This window comes from uncultured Tateyamaria sp., assembly GCF_947503415.1.
Taxonomy (GTDB): Bacteria; Pseudomonadota; Alphaproteobacteria; order Rhodobacterales; family Rhodobacteraceae; genus Tateyamaria.
This window is the reverse complement of record NZ_CANNDS010000002.1, coordinates 64,371-81,780: the sequence shown is the minus strand read 5'-3', so window position 1 is coordinate 81,780 and position 17,410 is coordinate 64,371. Positions and strand designations below refer to the sequence as shown.

Below are 17,410 nucleotides of genomic sequence, written 5' to 3'. Positions count from 1 at the left end.
GCTCCCCGACGACAACGAACCGAGGATGATATGGACAAGAATGAATTGGGCAAACGGATTGCCGACCTACAATCCGAGCGGGAACGCCTAACCGGTGAACTCCAAAATGCCCGCGCCGAAGCCCGTGACGCCATAATTGCCGGAAAGAAACCGGGTGGAACTGCTGCCGCATTGGCCGAGCGCATCTCTATCGTTGACGATGCCCTTGTTGAACTGAACGAGCGCCAGTGCGCCGCAAATGCCAGCGCTGAACGGAACAACCGCCGGCGTCGCGCCGAGACTGCGCTTGATGCCACCTCCAAGAGGGCCAAGCTCGCTGTTGCGGTGGACGAAGCCCTCAATGCCCTAACGTCCTCGTGGGATGCCTATGCGGATGCGTTGCGGAAAGACGTTGGGCAGGTTTCGGGTGCCGGTGGCGATCTGACTGCCGTGGAGCGGGCACTTACGAACAATCGGGCTGCCGAACCCCTGGTGAAAGCTCTGATCCAGTCAGGCGGCGTCAAGCTCGCCCGCACCTTTGGCATCGATACCCCGATCCGGGAACGCCACGCCGTTTCTCTTGCCGATGCTGAGGAACGGGTGGCCGAAAGCCTCCGGGTGGAATTGCTCCGCATCAAGGCATCGTCCCCGCAACCCTACGTGTCCCGCGAGGCGCAAGCCGAATTGAAAGAGATGGAGGCCACACGATGAGCCAAGAAGGACAACGCCACGCCGCTGAATTGGCACGGCTGGAAGCACGCAAGAAAGACTTGGAAGACGCTTTGATGCGGCTGGCCCGTGATGAAGCAGAAGCCCAGGAAGTCGCTGAACTGGCCTAGGAGGTCGAACAGCTTGAAAACCAAGTGGAGACCGCCCGAGCGACGGCCAAACGGGCGAACTCGCCCATTGAGGAGAAGACCATGACTAAAGATGTGCGGAAGGCCGCAGGACAAAATCGTGAAGCCGCAGAGGCGGAACTGGATAAGCTGGCAAAGTCGATGCAGCAGGACGGGGAAACCTTCGAGAAGGCCTATTTGCGGGCGCTTGATACCGACATGGGTAAGGTGCTGATGCAAATTCGCAATGACGCCCAGGAGCTTGAACGCGGCGGCATCACCAGCATGGATGTGGCCGACTCACACGAACGCCTGAACGCCTAAACACCAATAAAGTCAGAATACTATCGGCCCTCATCAGAAATTGGCTGGGGGCCTTCTTCTGTTTCGGTGTTGCGTAAACTTTTGCACACCGCACGGAGTAAAAGGCTTAACTTTGAAGGATCACACATAGGGCTCCTATCAATCAAAAGGAGACTACCTATGGAACTCGTATCCGAAAACACCATTCGCACCGCTAAGCTGAAGGACGCCATTTGTGAAGCGCGTTCAGAACTTGGGTATCGGCGCCCCCATGTTCGCGCGGCCATGGACCTAGCGGCGGTTATAGCCGATGATCCAAACCTATCTGATGATCCAGCCAACGCATTCAAAGTCGTCTTGCTGGCTTCTCATATCTTAGCTAAAGCCCAAAGAAAGTTGCCCAGCGGTCTGGCCCAATTTGCCAAGTTGGCAACCAACGCGTCTGCCTTCAATAATATGGCTTTCTCTGAAAACGGTGGAGAATATGCTGTTCGTGGCAGGTATCGCAGCTAACTCATTGCCCGTGTTTTCGCAGAACCAGCCTAGATGCGACGATCCCGCCCGGCGTAAATGCTGGGCGGGGCCAATTCGGTCCATTAAGCAGTACTAGACGCAGTGTTTTTTGAGCCGATTTCACAAAATATCAGAGCAGGTCAATAAGTTATGATGCTCGACCCATCTGACTAAATATCAGATATGAGAGAATGTTCTACTCGTCTTCGCCAGCCTCAGCATCTGAAGCGGGCTTTTGAATGAGCTCCAACGCAACGGGAATGCCGAACTCTTCCAGTCGTTTGACGGCGGCTTGCAGACTGACCTTGGAGAAAAACGGCAAACCCAATGATCCGTCTTTGTATGGTTTCCTCATTATGCCGTACACTACCTTGAAGTCTGTTCGAATGGGCTTTTGAGCCGCCATCGGCAAAAGTTCCTCAAACACCGTGCCGCCTGCCTTTTTGTCGCTCTCACTTTTGACAATTCTACGAAGTTTCACCTTAAAATCGTGATCGGTCAAAAACGCTTCAGCACTCACAACTCCCTGAGACCACAGATGGCTTATTGATCCGGACGAATGTCCGTCTTTGAGGTGGATGAATTCGCGCGATGCGGAGAAGAAATCGCATGGCTCCAAGTTGCCGTATTTTACACCTTTCGGGTTGATCTTCTGTTGGTCCAGTTTCAGAAGATCGTCACGGGTATTCACAAGCTCTTCGATTAGAGTTCGTTCGTTCAAGCACGTGGTCGGCCCCACGATATTAACTTTCTCGAGGGCGTCGTAAGCCTCATCTACTTCGGCCTTGAAGTCCTGATCGACACAATACCAGCACCCTGCAAACAGCACGTAGTGTTTTTCGTTGCCGTTTTCCCCAAGAGAGGTTTCGAAAATGAAGCAGTCATAAACTTTCCATTTCTGATCGAACTTCTCTTCGTTGTCTTTCTTTGCCGAGATGTAGTGCTTTTCTTTGAGTTCGATCACCTCACCGTCAAACTCGCACCGATTAAGCTCAGCAACGTAATCCTCTATCGAGAGGCTTTCAAAATCGGAGCCATTACTTCCGAAGCCATTGTAGTGAAGCTGATTCCCCTCAGTGTAATCGACGATTTCTGGGGGCGACATGTGCAGGTCGGCGTTCTCTCCCGCTCGCAATTTGTCCAGCGCTTCAAATAGCTTTTCGTCTAACTGGGCGATCACGTCCTTTTCGGAGACCATCTGCATACGATCAACCCAAGAAAAATCTGCCTTGTAATCCTCTAGGAGATACATAGCCAGCATTCGGTCACAAAGCGCTTGCACTTGGTCAGGTTTGTCCTTTGCAATTACTTTCAGGGCATCCTTGCCAGCTACAAATTGTGCGAAGTCCTTGTTTCTAGGCGTGCCTGCCGCAACCCTTGCAAGGTCTCGATACATATCGACACCGAATGCTTGTAGGTCGCTATCCTTGCTGGTTTGAACCCGCTTTTGAACAGTCACGGCATCAGGTGTTGCCGTGTCCAAACTGCGTAGTTTCTCGCGTGAAACTGCATTGAGTGTGACTTTCAGGCCGAATTGCCTAACGAATGCGTCATCATTTAATGCGATGTGCACATGACCGAAACAGATCGCTAGTATCCTTCCCCCACTTGGCACAAACAGAACGGCACCAGCACCACTGGCAAACAGGTCGCCAGGAAGATCAGGGCTGCCGGTTCGAATAAAGTCTGTCCAGCCTGGCGGGTTATTGTAAATTTGACCAACATAGAGGGTCGCGCCGTCAATACTTTCCCAAGGCCGTTGTTCAAGTTCGCGGGGTTCTCCCGGTGCAAAGCTTGGTCCAAATGCGGTTGCGGCGGTTCGTCCTGCTCGGAGTAGGCGCATGTTGAATTGGTAGTGTTTTACTCGCGGCAAAGGAGGCCTCCAAATGCTTCGATGGTACCTCGTTGTGCGAAGAATACAATGTGAGTTTGAGCAAATTCTGCCTGAGAATTAACAATGGCATTTTTCCATATTTTCAGGGGGTTCGCGGGGAGTCTGCTTCCCGACAACATAGGATCATCAAAGCTGAAAAGGAGACCTGCGATGACCACCTATGTTGCAATTGCCCCAGACGGATCAGAACACACCCGCAAGACGGACCGAACCTACTCCCATGCAGTCCTTCAAGAAGGCAAAGAGGGTTGGACCGCCGTGGGCTTCTGCGGGCGTATTGACCTCGCACAAAAGAAGCAAGGCGAGCATCCGGGCAGTGTCTTTGTCGAAGTCAGAGAGCTCGGTGCGACCGAAGCCGACGAGACCAAGGCCGAGGCTACCAAAGACGCCGAGCAAGCGAACCATGAGGCTGAGGGTGCAGCCGAGACCGGCACGCCAAAGCTGACGATCAGCCGCCTCACTGAGAAGCTGCTGATGGACGAGAATTTGGGCTATGCGGCGATTGTGGATCAGGTCGTGGCCGAGTTCCCCGACGCTAAGACCAATACGCGTTCAGTCGCATCTGTTGCGGCTGTTATGCGAAAAAAAGGTGTGGATGTCCCGATGCGCAAGAAATCAAAGGACTAGGCCTTTCTGCAGTTGGCGGCCTTCGAGGTCGCCGACCCCAGCAGTTTCTTAGGCGGCTTTTCGTGGTGTGATCGTGGCGTGCATCCGCTTTGCCATAAACGATGGAATTCTTTGGCTCAACCTTCGAAGATCATCGCTGTGACAGTCCCTAAGGCGTTTTCCGCTACCGCAAGGACACAAAGCGTGTCCCTTTAATTTCTGGCGAGACAGCAGGTGAAGATAGTCTGTGATAATTTTTGCGTCGGGGGGCACCCCGAGAAGATCAGCATAGCTTTCTAAAACGCCGAGAATGCCATGTGATCTTTCACCATAGGGCCATGTGCCATTGACTTCAAAGTGGGTCTGGCTGACGAAATAGTCGTGCATCGGTCCAGTCAGAAAGGTCTCAAACCGATGATCCGGAGCCATCAATAACCACTCCTCCCATACGCCTAGGCAGCAGTTCCCATCCTCTGGAAAAACATGGCGATCAGCGATCTGCGGAATACGCCCTCCGGTCTCGAAAACGACTGGTTCCTCAGTAGGAAATCCCGCGGTCACTCCCGCCTTAATTTTGCAGGAATCGAAGACCCCATCCGGCGTATCGACCGGTCCATCGGGTCCACAAACAAGGAACTGACCCTCAAGAACAATTAGACTTTCTGTTCGTGAAACGCTCAGCTCTGGCTGATGCTGAGCTACGGCCTCTTGCACCTCAGAATAGAGGGCGTTCGGTATTGTCACTCCGCCCAAGGTTTGCCACCACTCCCGCTCTCTTTCCGGGCGCTGACCGCCGACTCCATTCGCGATTGCTTTTCGCTATCTGAGAGTGCGGCGGCTGCTTTCGAGGCTAGGAACGGTGCGGCCAGACCCGCACCACCAAGAGCGCTCTTGGTTTCAAGGGGAGCACTGGAGCTGTTTGCTGCATTCTTTGAAGCATCGTCAAAAAGGCTATGTCGGAAGACGGTCTTCCAAATCTTGTTGGCGTCTGAATCTGTGGTGTCGTCCGCGTCGAGCTTGTCGAGTTCCTTTACGGAGTCCTTTGCTTGGTCGATCAGCCTCCCAATGCGGTCGGTATCCTTGTCGTCGGATACTTGGTCTCCGTTGGCATAAACGGGCGTGTATTTCGAACGCAGTGACAGGTTGCGAAGGGTTTCACGGAAGGACCTGTCGTCACGGCCGTCGTCTGCCGCGTAACACTCGATGAATAGCGCGGTAGCGACCAAACCGCCGGGAAAAGACCTATTGAGCCTTTTGGCATGGGTCTTCGAGAAGAACTTACCAAATCGGATGACGCGTCGTAGCTGGTAGCTGCCCGAAGTCTCCGGGCTTTTCCAATACACCTCTCGCTCAATCCACTGGTTCATGGCGGCAGGGTCGGAGGCAACCCACTCGTCGCCCGAAGACAGTTCGTAGCGCCAGCCTGCATCGGTCCAGCGCCTACGGAATACGGGAAAATCACACTGATACCCGTCCGCATAAACAACCCGGACACACTTTTTCTTGGTCACCGGATCGTTCTTCATATTCGTCGCCTTGCGGGCGATTGCTTGGCGAACCCAATCACGGGTGGTTCTCGGTCCCTTGGCATCGTCCTGATCGAAAACGATGCCAAGGTCGATGTCGTACCGGCTTTCCTGATCGGATTCCGGCGCTTGGGTCATGGTCTTTTGAGCGTAACCGCCTTGATTGATGGTCTCTTTGAAGGCTGGCTTTTCCAGTTCTTCTAGGCCCTTCTCGATTCGGTCGAGATTGGTTTCGCGTCTGCGTTTCATGTCCGCGCGCTGGTCGTTGCTAAGCCGGACGTGTTGGTTATGAAAGCTGGAAATCTGCTTCGAGAAATCATACATTTTGCGCACCTGCGTCTGTCGTTCCCCTCTATCTGGTGGGGGCGCCGACGAAATTCAAGGGAATTGGGCCAGAAAAGAATCGGAGAACGAATCGTGTATGCACTGTTGCCTTGGAGATGGATTGGTTCCGCTGTCGCGTTGGTTGTGGCGGCCTCGCTTTACGCCGACGACATTGGTCTGCTGTTGGGCTTTATGATGACCGATCAGCACCTCATCCGATACCTTCCTCCCGTGCTCTTGGGTTTCCTCGCCGGTTTTTTCGGACCCACCGGCTACTGGGCACCTTGGCGGATTGTGTGGCGCTGGATACCCGCTCTCAACAGATGGCTACCTGACCTGAATGGAGTATGGCTTGGGACAACTGGCTCCAACTGGCCGACTATCAAGAAGATGCTGGATGGGGCACAGGCTTACTCGGTCATTGACAAAGATGAGTTGCACTCAACGCAAGAACAGGTGGATGCTATGGCCGTTCAGGTAACGGCCTCCTTGTTCCGATTGAAGGTCGAGGCTGGCCTCAGTTCGACTGACGGGCGTTCGCATTCGATTACCGCGAAGCCCCACCGGGATCAGCACTCTGGGCGGATACATCTTACCTACGTCTATGAACAGACTTCGCCAAATCCGGCCATCACAGACGAGGAACGGCATATGGGTGCTGCCGACCTGACTATCGACCCTGACAACCTCGACGTAGCCGAAGGAGTGTATTGGACCCGAAGGAATTGGCAGATCGGGCTCAATACTGCCGGACGTCTTGAACTGCACCGATCCACTCAGCGCAAGGAAAAGGGAAAATCTCTACGACAATATGCTGCGGAGGAGAAAAAGCGTTTAGAGACTGATAGTTAGCGCAAGCACAAGCCAACGGGTCACAAGCGATCCACAAACACCGATCCGGGCAGTATTTTCTGTACTTATTCTGTGCTCAGAAAGAAAAAGGACTTAGCGGGTGAGCGCTAAGTCCTTGAATTCTTTGGCTCCGGCGGTAGGGATCGAACCTACGACCAATTGATTAACAGTCAACTGCTCTACCGCTGAGCTACGCCGGAACGGTTTGCGCCGTATAGCAAGGGCGATTCAGGTCGTCCAGAGGGATTTCGGTGCCTGCGCACAAAAAAATTATGGGCGTTCAAGTGCGTGTAAAACGCGTGTCTGCGCCAAGCTGATCAAGCGGACGAACCGCAGATTTGCCCAGAAGATCAATCAAGTGGGCCAAAACGTTGCGCGTGGCGGCTGGCAACAAGGCGGACGGCGTGTCGGTATAGACTGCCGATGCAATCTGTTCAGCCGTGGCCGGGCCAGCGTCCAAAGCGGCGAGAATGGCAGCTTCGCGTTCCCGCCGGTGCTTTATCAGCCACGTGAGCCGGGCTGCCGGGTCGAGGATCGGCGCACCGTGGCCGGGATAGAACACGCGCCAGTCCCGCGCGGCGAGTTTCTCGCAAGAGGCCATGAAGTCCGTGAGGTCGCCGTCAGGTGGCGACACCAGCGAGCTGGCCCATCCCATGACGTGATCCGCCGTCAGGCATGCAGTGCCCCAGCCAAGGCAAATGTGATTGCCAAGGTGGCCGGGCGTGTGGACGACATCCAGTGACCAATCCGGTCCCGCAACGATATCGCCGTCGGCGAGATGGATATCGGGTTGAAACTGCGCATCGATGCCTTCGCCCCCATCGGCCAAGCCACCAGAGGCCAGCGCCTGCATCACCGCGCTGCGTCCCGCAGTGGCAGCGCCAAAGGCCAGGACCGGAGCTCCCGTGGCCGCTGCCAGCGGTCCGGCAAGCGGTGCATGGTCAAGATGCGCGTGCGTGACGACAATATGCGACACAGTCTGACCCGGCCCGAGCGCACCCAGAATTGCATCAAGATGCGCGTCATGCGCAGGGCCGGGATCAACCACGGCAAGCGCTGTGGTGCCTAGGAGATAGGTATTCGTGCCACGATAGGTCATGGGCGACGGGTTGGGCGCCACGATGCGGCGCAGGCCGGGTTCAAGCACTTCGGCCACACCGACGGGCGGATCAAAATCATCTGGTGGCAGCATGGTGGTCTTTCGTCCCGGATCGTGGCTCGTTAGGGTCTAGCGCATGTCCTTTGCCTGGCTCAAACAGTATATGCCGCGCGGTATCTATGCGCGGGCCGCCTTGATCCTGCTGCTGCCGGTCATCGTGGTGCAGTTGGTCGTGTCGGTGGTCTTTATCCAGCGCCATTTCGAGCAGGTGACGCGGCAGATGTCGTCGGCGGCGGCCCGGGAAGTTCGGCTTGTTCTGAGTGTCATCGAAAATGCGCCTTCGCGGACGGCGATTGAATCTGCTGCAGCGCAACTTGCTCCACTGGCCATAACCGTGACACCGGTGTCCGCTCAGGCGCTGAGCGAAGGCAACCAACGCATCTGGTACGACTTTTCGGGTATTATTGTCATCGACAGGCTGATGTCGGCTGTGCCGGAGATCAAGACTGTGGATCTGTCATTTGATCGGCGCGTGCGGCTGGTTCTAGATACCGCGCTTGGGGCTGTGCAAGTCACGTTTGATCGCAGACGCGTGTCGGCGGTGGCCCCGCATCAGTTGCTGGTCAACATGGTGTTTTTCAGTGTCATCATCACTGTCATTGCCTTTATCTACATGCGCAATCAGTTGCGCCCCATCAAGCGGCTTGCGGTGGCAGCCGAAGCCTTTGGTCGGGGGCGGGCGGTGCCTTACTCACCTGCCGGAGCGACGGAAGTGCGGGCGGCGGGCACTGCGTTTGTGGACATGCGCAATCGCATCGAACGGCAGATAGAGACGCGGACGTTGATGCTGTCCGGGGTCAGCCACGATCTGCGCACGCCTCTGACCCGCATGCGTTTGTCCCTGTCCATGCTGGATGATGATGAACGTGAAGCGCTCGAACAGGATGTGGACGACATGCAGCGCATGATCGATGCGTTTCTGAGCTTTGCGAAGGGCGAGAGCGAGGGCGAGCCGGAATGCGTGGATCCCGTGGCGTTGACGAAAACCATCGTCGAAGATGCTCAGCGGGCCGGGCAGCCGGTGACTTTGAACGAGGTGGAAGGCGAGGGGACCGCCATGTTGCGGCCTTTGGCCATGCGTCGCGCCCTTGATAACCTTGTGTCGAACGCTGTGCGCTATGGAGGCAGGGCCGAGGTCTCCATTCGGGTCACCGAAAAGTCATTGCGGTTTCGCGTGGAAGACGACGGCCCGGGCATCCCGGAAGAGCAGCGCGCAGACGCACAGCGCCCGTTCATCCGGCTTGATCCGGCGCGAAATCAGGATCAGGGATCAGGTGTAGGTCTGGGCCTTGCCATCGCAACGGACATTGCGCGCGCGCATGGTGGTACGTTGCGCTTGGGTCGCAGCAGCCGCATGGGTGGCTTGCGCGCGGACATCGTGATTGCCCGCTGACGTGCCGCAGCGGCACGCTTGCTGCACCGTGCGGATCGGTTTCTACTTTGCACGAACCCTGACTGGAGGCGCAAGATGACCCAATACGAGATGATCCGTTCCCAATTGAGCCAGGCGGTGCCTTTCGCGAACTATGTCGGCATCGAGGTGATCGAAGTCGGGGACGGCGTTGGCGTAACCGCGCTCGACCAGCGAGACGAAACGTCAAACCACATTCAAAGCCAGCATGCGGGCGCGATGTTCACCTTGGGCGAAGCGGCCTCGGGTGCCGCCCTTGCGGGTGCGTTTGGCCCAATGATCTTTCAGGCGCGGCCTGTGGCCTCGGGCGCCAGCATTTCTTACGTCAAGATCGCGAAGGGACGCCTTGAAGCGCATGCCAAAACCGAACGGCCCGGTCCCGAGTTGGTCAAGGAATTCGAAGAGGTGGGCAAGTCAGCCTTCGACATCACTGTCGATATCCGCGATGGCAACGGTGATACAGTTGTCACCATGACGGTCGGCTGGCACGTGCGGAAGGCGTGAAAGGCGGTTGGTAGGCCCGGCAGGACTTGAACCCGCAACCAAAGCGTTATGAGCGCTCTGCTCTAACCAATTGAGCTACAGGCCCGCCATGGGTGTGGGATACCATCGCCGGGCCGCGTGTCAATACGGCCCGCGCCTTAGAATTTGTAGCGCGCGCCGATGAAGATCGTGTCGATATCCCGGAAAGACTCCGTGGGCGTGGCGGCATCGAAGGTGCGGAAGCCCGCGTAGACCTCGGTGTCGATCTTGTCGATCTTTTGGACAGCAAAGATGCTGTAGCTTTCAGAGGTGCTTCCGTTCACGGCCTGATCGCTGCCGTCATAGTAATCCACCGCGAAGGAGGTGCTTCCCCAAGGCAGCAGGTCCTTCTTCTGATAGCCAAGCTTGAAGTAGTAGTATCCGGGATCATCACGCCCGGCCACGTTCAGGTCATCCTGGCCTGACGCGAAGGTAAAGTTGATACCGGTGGGATCGTGAAAAGCGGATACAGACCCGGCAATCCGGTCCGTATCATCAAGCTCTGCGTAGGTGATGCCGCTGCGCACGCGTATGTCGCCAAATTTGCCACTGTAGCGCAATGCGATGTCGTTCTGATTGTCTTCGCCAAACGACACCGACGCGGTAAATCCGCCGCCAAACTTGGGTGTGTCATAGCGAAACCGTTCAATCCGCGTAATCCCGTCGAAGTTTGAAAAGAAATCACCCACAGTGTTGCTGCTGAAACCACCGGCGGCGGTGCGGAATATCTGCCCGCCGGAAATCAATCCGACGGCTGAATTGTTGCCGATGAAGGTGCCGGACAGGTCAATCTCCGCAATCCCGTTCGAGGCGGCATCGCCTTGACCATAGGCAAAGTTGCCGAACGGGGTGCGGGTGAACAGCTCGAATTTGCGTTCATTGGACACCGACGTCCCGATGTCAGAATTGAGCTGGCTGATGGAGTTGGAGGAGGAAAACTCGAATTCGTACTCGATCAACGCCCCGAAAACATAGTCGCCGAATTCGTAGGCCGCGCGCGCTGTAAGACGGGTCGACGAATTGTCGTTGTCGACGAAGAAATCGTTACTTTCGACCCCGTCATCCGTGAAAATGATGCCCCGGTTGATCTGGCCGCCGAAGGTGAAAGTAAAGCCGCCATCCTTGATGTTGACCACCTGTGCCTGAGCGTATGGCGCGGACAATGCGGCAGCGGCCACAGACGATGAAAGCAGAATGCGGCGAATCAACATGAGCGGGCCTTTCGATTGGGTAGAAGCCCACCGTCGCACCAAATCACAATTCTGAATATGCCCATAACAAAACCGTGAATCGGCGTTACTCGCAGGTGAACGGAGTTCTTCGTCGGCTGCAAAACATTTCCTTTTGCAACAGCACCTGTCTTCACGATAAGGGGCACGCAAGTCGCGGTGGAGTAGACGCATGACCAGCAAGAAGAACGGACTGACCTATGCCGAATCAGGTGTCGATATCGACGCAGGCAACGCCTTGGTCGAGCGGATCAAACCGGCGGCAGCGGCCACCAAGCGGTCGGGCGTCGCTTCGGGGCTTGGCGGTTTCGGCGGATTGTTCGATCTGAAAGCCGCTGGTTTCGTCGATCCGGTATTGGTGGCGGCCACTGACGGTGTCGGCACGAAGCTCCGCATCGCAATTGACACCGGCAACGTCGATGGCGTGGGTGTCGATCTGGTGGCCATGTGCGTCAATGACCTTGTCTGTCAAGGCGCTGAGCCACTGTTTTTCCTCGATTATTTCGCGACGGGCAAGCTGGAGCTGGATCAGGCGGCTCGGATCATCGAAGGGATCGCGCGCGGGTGCGAAGCATCGGGCTGTGCATTGATCGGTGGCGAGACCGCAGAGATGCCCGGTATGTACCCCGCTGGTGATTTTGATCTTGCAGGATTTTCCGTGGGCGCGATGGAGCGTGGGACGGCCTTGCCGTCGCAGGTGGCTGCGGGCGATGTTCTGTTGGGGCTCGCATCGGATGGCGTGCATTCCAACGGCTACTCGCTGGTCCGCAAAATTGTCGAAAGTTCCGGCCTGGGTTGGGGCGACGCATGCCCTTGGGCCGACGGAACGCTGGGCGAGGCTTTGCTGACGCCCACACGGCTTTATGTCAAAGCGGCACTTGCGGCCATCAAGGCGGGTGGTGTGCATGGTTTTGCGCACATCACTGGCGGGGGTTTGACCGAAAACCTGCCGCGCGTTCTGCCCGAAGGTCTGGGGACTACCATTGACCTGAATGCATGGTCTTTGCCCCCTGTATTCCAATGGCTTGCTGAGCAGGGTGGGTTGGCGGAACCCGAGATGCTCAAGACGTTCAACTCCGGCTTGGGCATGGTGGTGGTCGTGGCACAGGATGCCGAGGCTGAGGTGACCGCCGCATTGCAAGCCGAAGGTCAGGCCGTGACACGCATTGGAACGGTCGAAGTTGGGCAGGGCGTATCGTACACCGGAGCCCTTCTTTGAAAAAACGCGTCGGGATCTTTGTCTCGGGCGGCGGATCGAACATGCGTGCGCTTGTCGAGGACATGGATGCATCCCATCCCGCAGAGCCAGTTGTCGTTGTGTCGAACAATGCTGATGCAGGCGGGATCGCCTGGGCAAAGGATGCGGGGCTTGGCACGATCGTTGTGGATCACCGGCCGTTTGGGCGGGACCGTCCAGCCTTTGAGGCGGCCATCACCGCCGCGCTTGAACCATTTGAGTTGGACCTGATTTGTCTGGCGGGCTTCATGCGCGTCTTGACCGCCGGGTTCGTGACGCCGTGGCGCGGTCGCATGCTGAATATCCATCCGTCTCTTTTGCCCAAGTACAGGGGCCTGAACACACATGCGCGGGCGCTGGACGCAGGCGACGCGGAACACGGGTGTACCGTCCATCTGGTTACGCCCGAACTGGATGATGGACCGATCCTCGGGCAGGCGCGTGTGCCAGTTCTCGAGGGTGACACGCCCGACGATCTGGCTGCCCGCGTCCTGACGCAGGAGCACCGTCTTTACCCTGCAGTGTTGCGCCGTTTCGCCGCTGGTGATGAGACGCCTCTGATGCTCTAGCCAGCGCGTGCTTGTTGGTGTAGGACCAGACAACCAGACGGTGAAAAGCAACAAAAAGAACCGCATATGAGAACCATCACTACGACGGATGCGCTGGCCAAATACTGTAGCGAAGCCCGTGCGCACCCGTATGTGACCGTTGACACAGAATTCCTGCGCGAACGGACCTACTATTCCAAATTATGTCTTGTGCAGCTGGCAATGCCCGGCACGGATGACAGCAACGCCGTGTTGGTCGACCCTCTGGCCAAGGACCTGTCACTGGAACCGCTTTACGAGCTGTTCCGTGACACGTCAGTGGTCAAGGTGTTTCACGCGGCACGTCAGGATCTGGAGATTTTCTACGTCGACGCGCAGGTGTTTCCCGAACCCTTGTTCGACACGCAAGTCGCGGCCATGGTTTGCGGTTTTGGCGAGCAGGTCGGATACGAGACGTTGGTCCGCAAAATCGCGAAACAACCGCTCGACAAGACGTCGCGTTTTACGGACTGGTCACGTCGTCCGCTGACGGATGCGCAAAAGACCTATGCCATCGCGGACGTGACCCATCTGCGGCAGATCTACGAGTTTCTGGCGGGCAAACTGTCAGAAAGCGGGCGGGCACGGTGGGTGTCGGAAGAACTGCAAACACTGCTGAGCCCCGAAACATACATCATCAAACCCGAAGACGCGTGGAAACGGGTCAAGACGCGCACGAACTCGTCGAAGTTTCTGGCCGTGGTCAAGGAATTGGCCGCGTTCCGTGAAAACCACGCGCAAACACGCAATATCCCTCGCAACCGGGTGTTCAAGGATGATGCGTTGGTGGAACTGGCCAGCAACAAGCCGAAATCCTTCGAGGATCTGGGACGATCCCGGTTGCTGCTGCGCGAAGCCCGCAAGGGCGACATCGCGGATGGTATCCTTGCGGCGGTGGCACGTGGCGTTGACATGAACCCGGATGCCATGCCGCGCCCGGACCGGTCGCGCGAAAAGCTGCAGGTGAACCCGGCCCTGGCCGATCTGTTGCGTGTGTTGCTCAAGGCGAAAACCGAAAGCGCAGGCGTCGCTGCCAAGCTGATCGCGTCGGCATCCGATCTTGACGCGCTTGCGGCAGGAATGCGCGATGTTCCCGCGCTCAAGGGATGGCGTTCGGAAGTGTTTGGCACGGATGCGCTGCGGTTGTGCGACGGACGGGTAGCCCTGACCGCCAAAGGTGCCGACGTTCAGATCATTCCACTGGATTGAGTTAACCGCTAGCGGCGGGTCGTGGATTGCGCGTTGCGCAGGCCTTCGACGCGGATCACACTGATTTCCGCCAATTCCTGATCGGTCAACCGACGTGCTGCCGTTACAGTGCGCACCCGTTGACTGAGGGTGCGCGTGGCGCGCTCTTCGTGGATGCCGCGCAGTTGGTATGTCAGAACACCGTCAACCGGCACGTTTTCATCATTGTCTGTGGTCAGGCGCACGTCATAGACGCGGTCCTGCCCTGCAATTCCCGTGGCTCGCACGATGGCGCCACCTGGCACCCGCTCGATCACCAGATCAGTCACCTGATCTATCGGGGTGCCGACGTAGATTTCGGCTTGGTCACGCAGGTTCGCAAACAACCCGGCGCGGGTGTTTTGCGGGATAAGGGGATTGGTCTCGGCGGGGGCGTCGACTTGCACGGGTTCCGATCGGCTGTTGCCGAACCAATTCATCGGGTTCGCACGGCTGTCGCGCATGGCGCTGCACGCCGACAGGGTCAAGGTCGCAACCAGAAGGGAAGGTAGGATCAGGCGCATTGTCCGCTCGCACTTTGCTTTTGGCCCATGTGGTAACGGATGCGGGCGCGGTTGAAAAGCGTCCTTTGTCGCACTGGACCTTTGGAGCCGGGACCCCTAGGTCAGGCACAACACCACAGACGGGGCAAAAGATGGCAACGGAAAGCTTTGAAGAGATTGTCGAGGATTTCGAGTTCCTTGAGGATTGGGAAGATCGCTACCGCTATGTCATCGAACAAGGCAAGGCGATGGAGCCACTTCCAGACGCTCTCAAGGTGCCCGCAACCAAGGTGGACGGTTGCGCCAGTCAGGTCTGGTTGCATCCGCAGGTCGAGGATGGGGTGTTTCGGTTTGACGGGGACAGTGATGCGATGATCGTCAAAGGACTGATCGCGGTGCTGCGGCGGCTGTATAATGGGCTGCCCTTGGCTGAGGTGATGGCCGTTGATGCCCGCGCGGAAATGGGGCGCTTGGGGTTGAACGATCACCTGTCAGCGCAACGCTCAAACGGGCTGCGTGCGATGATCGAACGTATTCAACTGGTGGCCGCCGGTTGATCCAAATGACGCCGTATGGCGACGCGATTCATGCATGTGATTGGGGGCATCGCCATTGTCTCTCGGACCAATGGCGTTCCAATGACGATCCCCAAACCCCCGGGATATTTTCAGCCAAGAGAATGTTGGATTAAAGCTGCTTGAGCGTGGTTTCGAGATCGCCATAGCCCGTGAGGCGGCGTTCGAATGCCAAGCCAAGCGTGTCGGCAGCCCTGCGCGCCTTTTCGGTCAGGGCTGGGTCATCGGTTTGGGCCTGATAGACCAGCTTTTCGTAATTGCCGAAATACATGTCCCGCAGTTCGGGGTGGCGGTCGAGCCCCATGGGTTTGAGGATAAAGGCTTCGAACTGCCGAACGAGGAAATCCGTCAGGTAGAAGGTGGTAATTTCACTTTCGCTTTGACTGGCAAAGCGTTCATTTCCTTCGAAAAAGCTGTAGCAATGCGGGCCTGATACCAATTCGACACCCATGTCCTTGCAGGCGGCCTGCAGCAGCCCGCCTGTGCCGCAGTCGGCATAGACCACAAAGATCGTGTCGTAGGTGGCGCGGTGTTTGGCAACAGCCGTGCGCACCGCATCCGTGATCTGGTCGGGATAGAGGTGCAATTTCGCGGGCAGACAGGTCAGGTCCATGTGATCCCAGCCATTGGCCGCTTTCAGGTCGATGATTTCGCGCGCAAGCGCCCCGCAGGCGATCAACAGGATGCGGCCTGTGCCCGTGGCGGCCAACCCCTGTTCCGTCAGCTCGGCGTCGTTCAGCGCCATTTTATGGAACAGCCCATACTGGGCATCTGGTCTGAGGGCCCTAGTCCGGTGTCTGCGATCATGCGCATCGCGATCAACAGTTCAGGGGTCCGTTGCGTGGCATCCCCCATGCGCGCATCGTCCAGCCGCCCGCGGTATTGCAAGCGGCCCGTACCGTCGAAACCAAAAAAGTCAGGTGTGCAGACAGCCCCATACGCGCGGGCCACCGATTGGTCCGCATCGACAAGATATGGAAAATCGAACCCGTATTTGTCGGCAAAGGCGATCATCTTGTCCGGCGCATCCGCCGGGTAGCTGTCGTAGTCGTTCGACATGATGGCCAGAACGCCTACACCGTCACGTTCAAGGCATTTTGCATCCGCGGCCAAACGCTCTGCTATGGCGATGACATATGGGCAGTGATTGCAGATGAATGCGATCAGCAGGCCCTTGTCACCCAAATGGTCGTTCAGGTCATGCTGGACCCCATTGGCGTCAGGCAATCGAAAATGCGGCGCTGGTGCACCGAAGTCCGGAGTGGGTGTGTCAAGCAGCATATGTCGTCCCCCGAAACACAGCGGGCGACCGGGGCGCTTACCCCGCCGCCATCTGGTTGTGTTTGCGCGCCACGAATTCTTTCGCCGTTTCCACAGCGACAGCCGCATCGCGGCAATAGGCGTCTGCGCCAATGGCCTTGCCAAATTCCTCGTTCAACGGCGCGCCTCCGACCAGCACGATATAGTCATCGCGAATGCCCTGTTCGACCATCGTGTCGATCACGACCTTCATATAAGGCATCGTGGTTGTCAGCAGAGCGGACATACCAAGAATGTCGGGACCTTCGTTTTCGATGGCTTCCAGATAGTTTTCGACAGGGTTGTTGATACCAAGATCGACCACCTCGAACCCGGCCCCTTCCATCATCATCGACACAAGGTTCTTGCCGATGTCGTGGATGTCGCCCTTCACTGTGCCGATCACCATTTTGCCCACGCGCGGTGCACCGGTTTCGGCCAGAAGAGGCTTGAGGATGAACATGCCACCTTTCATCGCGTTGGCGGCCAGCAACACTTCGGGCACGAACAGGATGCCGTCCCGGAAGTCGTGGCCCACGATCGTCATGCCGCCCACGAGCGCCTTTGTGAGGATGTCATACGGGGCCCAGCCGCGCTCCAGCAGGATGTTGACCGCTTCTTCGATCTCTTCCTTGAGACCGTCATAGAGGTCGTCGAACATCTGCTGAACCAGTTCTTCGTCATCGAGCTCGGACAGGATGATATCGTCTTCGTCTGACATGTGGCTTCCTCTTGCGTGGGTGCTGGACCCGGTGCCTATTTTTCAATGTATCGTCCAGAATGTCGCACCCGGACTGTCCGGATTGCGACATGGGTGGCTGCTACTGC

The 17,410-nt window shown here is 57.1% G+C and carries 21 protein-coding genes and 2 tRNA genes; 12 read left to right on the top strand and 11 right to left on the bottom strand.

Annotation, left to right across the window (positions count from 1 at the left end; all coding sequences use genetic code 11):
• The first annotated feature begins 30 nt into the window (after positions 1 to 30).
• The 4 genes from Q1A32_RS11530 (at position 31) to Q1A32_RS11515 (ending at position 1,631) form a co-directional block, all read left to right on the top strand.
• Positions 31 to 690: a hypothetical protein gene (locus Q1A32_RS11530; protein WP_299653144.1), complete on the top strand. Its 660-nt coding sequence runs from the start codon at positions 31 to 33 to the stop codon at positions 688 to 690.
• On the top strand, positions 687 to 818 hold the full coding sequence (locus Q1A32_RS11525) for a hypothetical protein (protein WP_299653141.1): 132 nt from the start codon (positions 687 to 689) through the stop codon (positions 816 to 818). The genes Q1A32_RS11530 and Q1A32_RS11525 overlap by 4 nt, the downstream gene beginning before the upstream one ends.
• 81 nt (positions 819 to 899) lie before the next feature.
• On the top strand, positions 900 to 1,139 hold the full coding sequence (locus Q1A32_RS11520; protein WP_299653138.1) for a hypothetical protein: 240 nt from the start codon (positions 900 to 902) through the stop codon (positions 1,137 to 1,139).
• Positions 1,140 to 1,298: 159 nt separating this feature from the next.
• Positions 1,299 to 1,631: a hypothetical protein gene (locus Q1A32_RS11515; RefSeq protein ID WP_299653135.1), complete on the top strand. Its 333-nt coding sequence runs from the start codon at positions 1,299 to 1,301 to the stop codon at positions 1,629 to 1,631.
• A 196-nt stretch (positions 1,632 to 1,827) separates the two neighbouring features.
• Here Q1A32_RS11515 and Q1A32_RS11510 read toward each other — a convergent pair whose 3' ends face one another.
• On the bottom strand, positions 1,828 to 3,504 hold the full coding sequence (locus Q1A32_RS11510; protein WP_299653132.1) for a DUF6119 family protein: 1,677 nt from the start codon (positions 3,502 to 3,504) through the stop codon (positions 1,828 to 1,830).
• 171 nt (positions 3,505 to 3,675) lie between these two features.
• On the opposite strand from Q1A32_RS11510, the gene Q1A32_RS11505 reads away from it, so the two are divergent.
• Positions 3,676 to 4,152, top strand: coding sequence for a hypothetical protein (locus tag Q1A32_RS11505; protein ID WP_299653129.1), 477 nt, complete (start codon positions 3,676 to 3,678; stop codon positions 4,150 to 4,152).
• Between the two features lie 48 nt (positions 4,153 to 4,200).
• Here Q1A32_RS11505 and Q1A32_RS11500 read toward each other — a convergent pair whose 3' ends face one another.
• The gene (locus tag Q1A32_RS11500) at positions 4,201 to 4,875 is read right to left on the bottom strand and encodes an SEC-C metal-binding domain-containing protein (RefSeq protein ID WP_299655566.1); all 675 of its coding nucleotides are present in this window, start codon (positions 4,873 to 4,875) and stop codon (positions 4,201 to 4,203) included.
• Positions 4,872 to 5,981 (bottom strand): cyclic GMP-AMP synthase DncV-like nucleotidyltransferase, encoded by a 1,110-nt coding sequence (locus Q1A32_RS11495; protein ID WP_299653126.1) that lies wholly within the window; start codon positions 5,979 to 5,981, stop codon positions 4,872 to 4,874. Before Q1A32_RS11495 ends, Q1A32_RS11500 begins: the two co-directional genes overlap by 4 nt.
• Positions 5,982 to 6,074: 93 nt before the next feature.
• Here Q1A32_RS11495 and Q1A32_RS11490 point away from each other — a divergent pair, with 93 nt between their 5' ends.
• A complete protein-coding gene (locus tag Q1A32_RS11490) occupies positions 6,075 to 6,833 on the top strand; it encodes a hypothetical protein (protein WP_299653123.1) in 759 nt (252 codons plus the stop codon).
• Between the two features lie 125 nt (positions 6,834 to 6,958).
• Here the strand turns inward: Q1A32_RS11490 and Q1A32_RS11485 are convergent.
• Positions 6,959 to 7,033, bottom strand: a tRNA-Asn gene (locus Q1A32_RS11485).
• Between the two features lie 80 nt (positions 7,034 to 7,113).
• Entirely contained in the window at positions 7,114 to 8,025 is a 912-nt protein-coding gene (locus tag Q1A32_RS11480; protein WP_299653120.1) for an MBL fold metallo-hydrolase, read from the bottom strand.
• A gap of 43 nt (positions 8,026 to 8,068) precedes the next feature.
• Here Q1A32_RS11480 and Q1A32_RS11475 point away from each other — a divergent pair, with 43 nt between their 5' ends.
• Both Q1A32_RS11475 and Q1A32_RS11470 read left to right on the top strand, forming a co-directional pair.
• Positions 8,069 to 9,385: an ATP-binding protein gene (locus tag Q1A32_RS11475; RefSeq protein ID WP_299653117.1), complete on the top strand. Its 1,317-nt coding sequence runs from the start codon at positions 8,069 to 8,071 to the stop codon at positions 9,383 to 9,385.
• Between the two features lie 75 nt (positions 9,386 to 9,460).
• Positions 9,461 to 9,907 carry a DUF4442 domain-containing protein gene (locus tag Q1A32_RS11470; RefSeq protein ID WP_299653114.1) on the top strand — a complete coding sequence of 149 codons (447 nt, stop codon included), beginning with the start codon at positions 9,461 to 9,463 and terminating at the stop codon, positions 9,905 to 9,907.
• Between the two features lie 8 nt (positions 9,908 to 9,915).
• On the opposite strand, the gene Q1A32_RS11465 is transcribed toward Q1A32_RS11470, so the two are convergent.
• Both Q1A32_RS11465 and Q1A32_RS11460 read right to left on the bottom strand, forming a co-directional pair.
• A tRNA-Ile gene (locus Q1A32_RS11465) sits at positions 9,916 to 9,992 on the bottom strand.
• A gap of 52 nt (positions 9,993 to 10,044) precedes the next feature.
• Positions 10,045 to 11,136 (bottom strand): hypothetical protein, encoded by a 1,092-nt coding sequence (locus tag Q1A32_RS11460; protein ID WP_299653111.1) that lies wholly within the window; start codon positions 11,134 to 11,136, stop codon positions 10,045 to 10,047.
• A 190-nt stretch (positions 11,137 to 11,326) separates the two neighbouring features.
• Between Q1A32_RS11460 and purM the strand changes: the two genes are divergently transcribed.
• The 3 genes from purM (at position 11,327) to rnd (ending at position 14,187) form a co-directional block, all read left to right on the top strand.
• Complete coding sequence (gene purM, locus Q1A32_RS11455) at positions 11,327 to 12,373, top strand: phosphoribosylformylglycinamidine cyclo-ligase (RefSeq protein ID WP_299653108.1); 1,047 nt, start codon at positions 11,327 to 11,329, stop codon at positions 12,371 to 12,373.
• Complete coding sequence (gene purN / locus Q1A32_RS11450) at positions 12,370 to 12,960, top strand: phosphoribosylglycinamide formyltransferase (protein WP_299653105.1); 591 nt, start codon at positions 12,370 to 12,372, stop codon at positions 12,958 to 12,960. Before purM ends, purN begins: the two co-directional genes overlap by 4 nt.
• A gap of 66 nt (positions 12,961 to 13,026) precedes the next feature.
• Positions 13,027 to 14,187 carry a ribonuclease D gene (rnd, locus tag Q1A32_RS11445; protein WP_299653102.1) on the top strand — a complete coding sequence of 387 codons (1,161 nt, stop codon included), beginning with the start codon at positions 13,027 to 13,029 and terminating at the stop codon, positions 14,185 to 14,187.
• An 8-nt stretch (positions 14,188 to 14,195) separates the two neighbouring features.
• Here rnd and Q1A32_RS11440 read toward each other — a convergent pair whose 3' ends face one another.
• A complete protein-coding gene (locus Q1A32_RS11440; RefSeq protein WP_299614475.1) occupies positions 14,196 to 14,729 on the bottom strand; it encodes a hypothetical protein in 534 nt (177 codons plus the stop codon).
• Between the two features lie 131 nt (positions 14,730 to 14,860).
• Between Q1A32_RS11440 and Q1A32_RS11435 the strand changes: the two genes are divergently transcribed.
• Entirely contained in the window at positions 14,861 to 15,265 is a 405-nt protein-coding gene (locus Q1A32_RS11435) for a SufE family protein (protein WP_299653099.1), read from the top strand.
• A gap of 130 nt (positions 15,266 to 15,395) precedes the next feature.
• Here Q1A32_RS11435 and Q1A32_RS11430 read toward each other — a convergent pair whose 3' ends face one another.
• Genes Q1A32_RS11430 through Q1A32_RS11420 form a run of 3 tightly spaced genes read right to left on the bottom strand, consistent with a single transcriptional unit; the run spans position 15,396 to position 17,303 of the window.
• Positions 15,396 to 16,028, bottom strand: a complete 633-nt coding sequence (locus tag Q1A32_RS11430) for a DUF1638 domain-containing protein (protein ID WP_299653097.1) — start codon at positions 16,026 to 16,028, stop codon at positions 15,396 to 15,398.
• Positions 16,019 to 16,564, bottom strand: coding sequence for a thioredoxin family protein (locus tag Q1A32_RS11425; RefSeq protein ID WP_299653095.1), 546 nt, complete (start codon positions 16,562 to 16,564; stop codon positions 16,019 to 16,021). The genes Q1A32_RS11430 and Q1A32_RS11425 overlap by 10 nt, the downstream gene beginning before the upstream one ends.
• Positions 16,565 to 16,601: 37 nt before the next feature.
• Positions 16,602 to 17,303 carry a B12-binding domain-containing protein gene (locus tag Q1A32_RS11420; protein ID WP_299614479.1) on the bottom strand — a complete coding sequence of 234 codons (702 nt, stop codon included), beginning with the start codon at positions 17,301 to 17,303 and terminating at the stop codon, positions 16,602 to 16,604.
• Between the last annotated feature and the right edge of the window lie 107 nt (positions 17,304 to 17,410).

Bases quoted from the DNA above. Each gene is read 5' to 3' on its own strand.
- Q1A32_RS11530 (WP_299653144.1), top strand. From the start codon at position 31: ATGGACAAGAATGAATTGGGCAAACGGATTGCCGACCTACAATCCGAG.
- Q1A32_RS11525 (WP_299653141.1), top strand. From the start codon at position 687: ATGAGCCAAGAAGGACAACGCCACGCCGCTGAATTGGCACGGCTGGAA.
- Q1A32_RS11520 (WP_299653138.1), top strand. From the start codon at position 900: ATGACTAAAGATGTGCGGAAGGCCGCAGGACAAAATCGTGAAGCCGCA.
- Q1A32_RS11515 (WP_299653135.1), top strand. From the start codon at position 1,299: ATGGAACTCGTATCCGAAAACACCATTCGCACCGCTAAGCTGAAGGAC.
- Q1A32_RS11505 (WP_299653129.1), top strand. From the start codon at position 3,676: ATGACCACCTATGTTGCAATTGCCCCAGACGGATCAGAACACACCCGC.
- Q1A32_RS11495 (WP_299653126.1), bottom strand. From the start codon at position 5,981: ATGTATGATTTCTCGAAGCAGATTTCCAGCTTTCATAACCAACACGTC.
- Q1A32_RS11480 (WP_299653120.1), bottom strand. From the start codon at position 8,025: ATGCTGCCACCAGATGATTTTGATCCGCCCGTCGGTGTGGCCGAAGTG.
- Q1A32_RS11475 (WP_299653117.1), top strand. From the start codon at position 8,069: ATGTCCTTTGCCTGGCTCAAACAGTATATGCCGCGCGGTATCTATGCG.
- Q1A32_RS11470 (WP_299653114.1), top strand. From the start codon at position 9,461: ATGACCCAATACGAGATGATCCGTTCCCAATTGAGCCAGGCGGTGCCT.
- Q1A32_RS11460 (WP_299653111.1), bottom strand. From the start codon at position 11,136: ATGTTGATTCGCCGCATTCTGCTTTCATCGTCTGTGGCCGCTGCCGCA.
- purM (WP_299653108.1), top strand. From the start codon at position 11,327: ATGACCAGCAAGAAGAACGGACTGACCTATGCCGAATCAGGTGTCGAT.
- rnd (WP_299653102.1), top strand. From the start codon at position 13,027: ATGAGAACCATCACTACGACGGATGCGCTGGCCAAATACTGTAGCGAA.
- Q1A32_RS11440 (WP_299614475.1), bottom strand. From the start codon at position 14,729: ATGCGCCTGATCCTACCTTCCCTTCTGGTTGCGACCTTGACCCTGTCG.
- Q1A32_RS11435 (WP_299653099.1), top strand. From the start codon at position 14,861: ATGGCAACGGAAAGCTTTGAAGAGATTGTCGAGGATTTCGAGTTCCTT.
- Q1A32_RS11430 (WP_299653097.1), bottom strand. From the start codon at position 16,028: ATGGCGCTGAACGACGCCGAGCTGACGGAACAGGGGTTGGCCGCCACG.
- Q1A32_RS11425 (WP_299653095.1), bottom strand. From the start codon at position 16,564: ATGCTGCTTGACACACCCACTCCGGACTTCGGTGCACCAGCGCCGCAT.
- Q1A32_RS11420 (WP_299614479.1), bottom strand. From the start codon at position 17,303: ATGTCAGACGAAGACGATATCATCCTGTCCGAGCTCGATGACGAAGAA.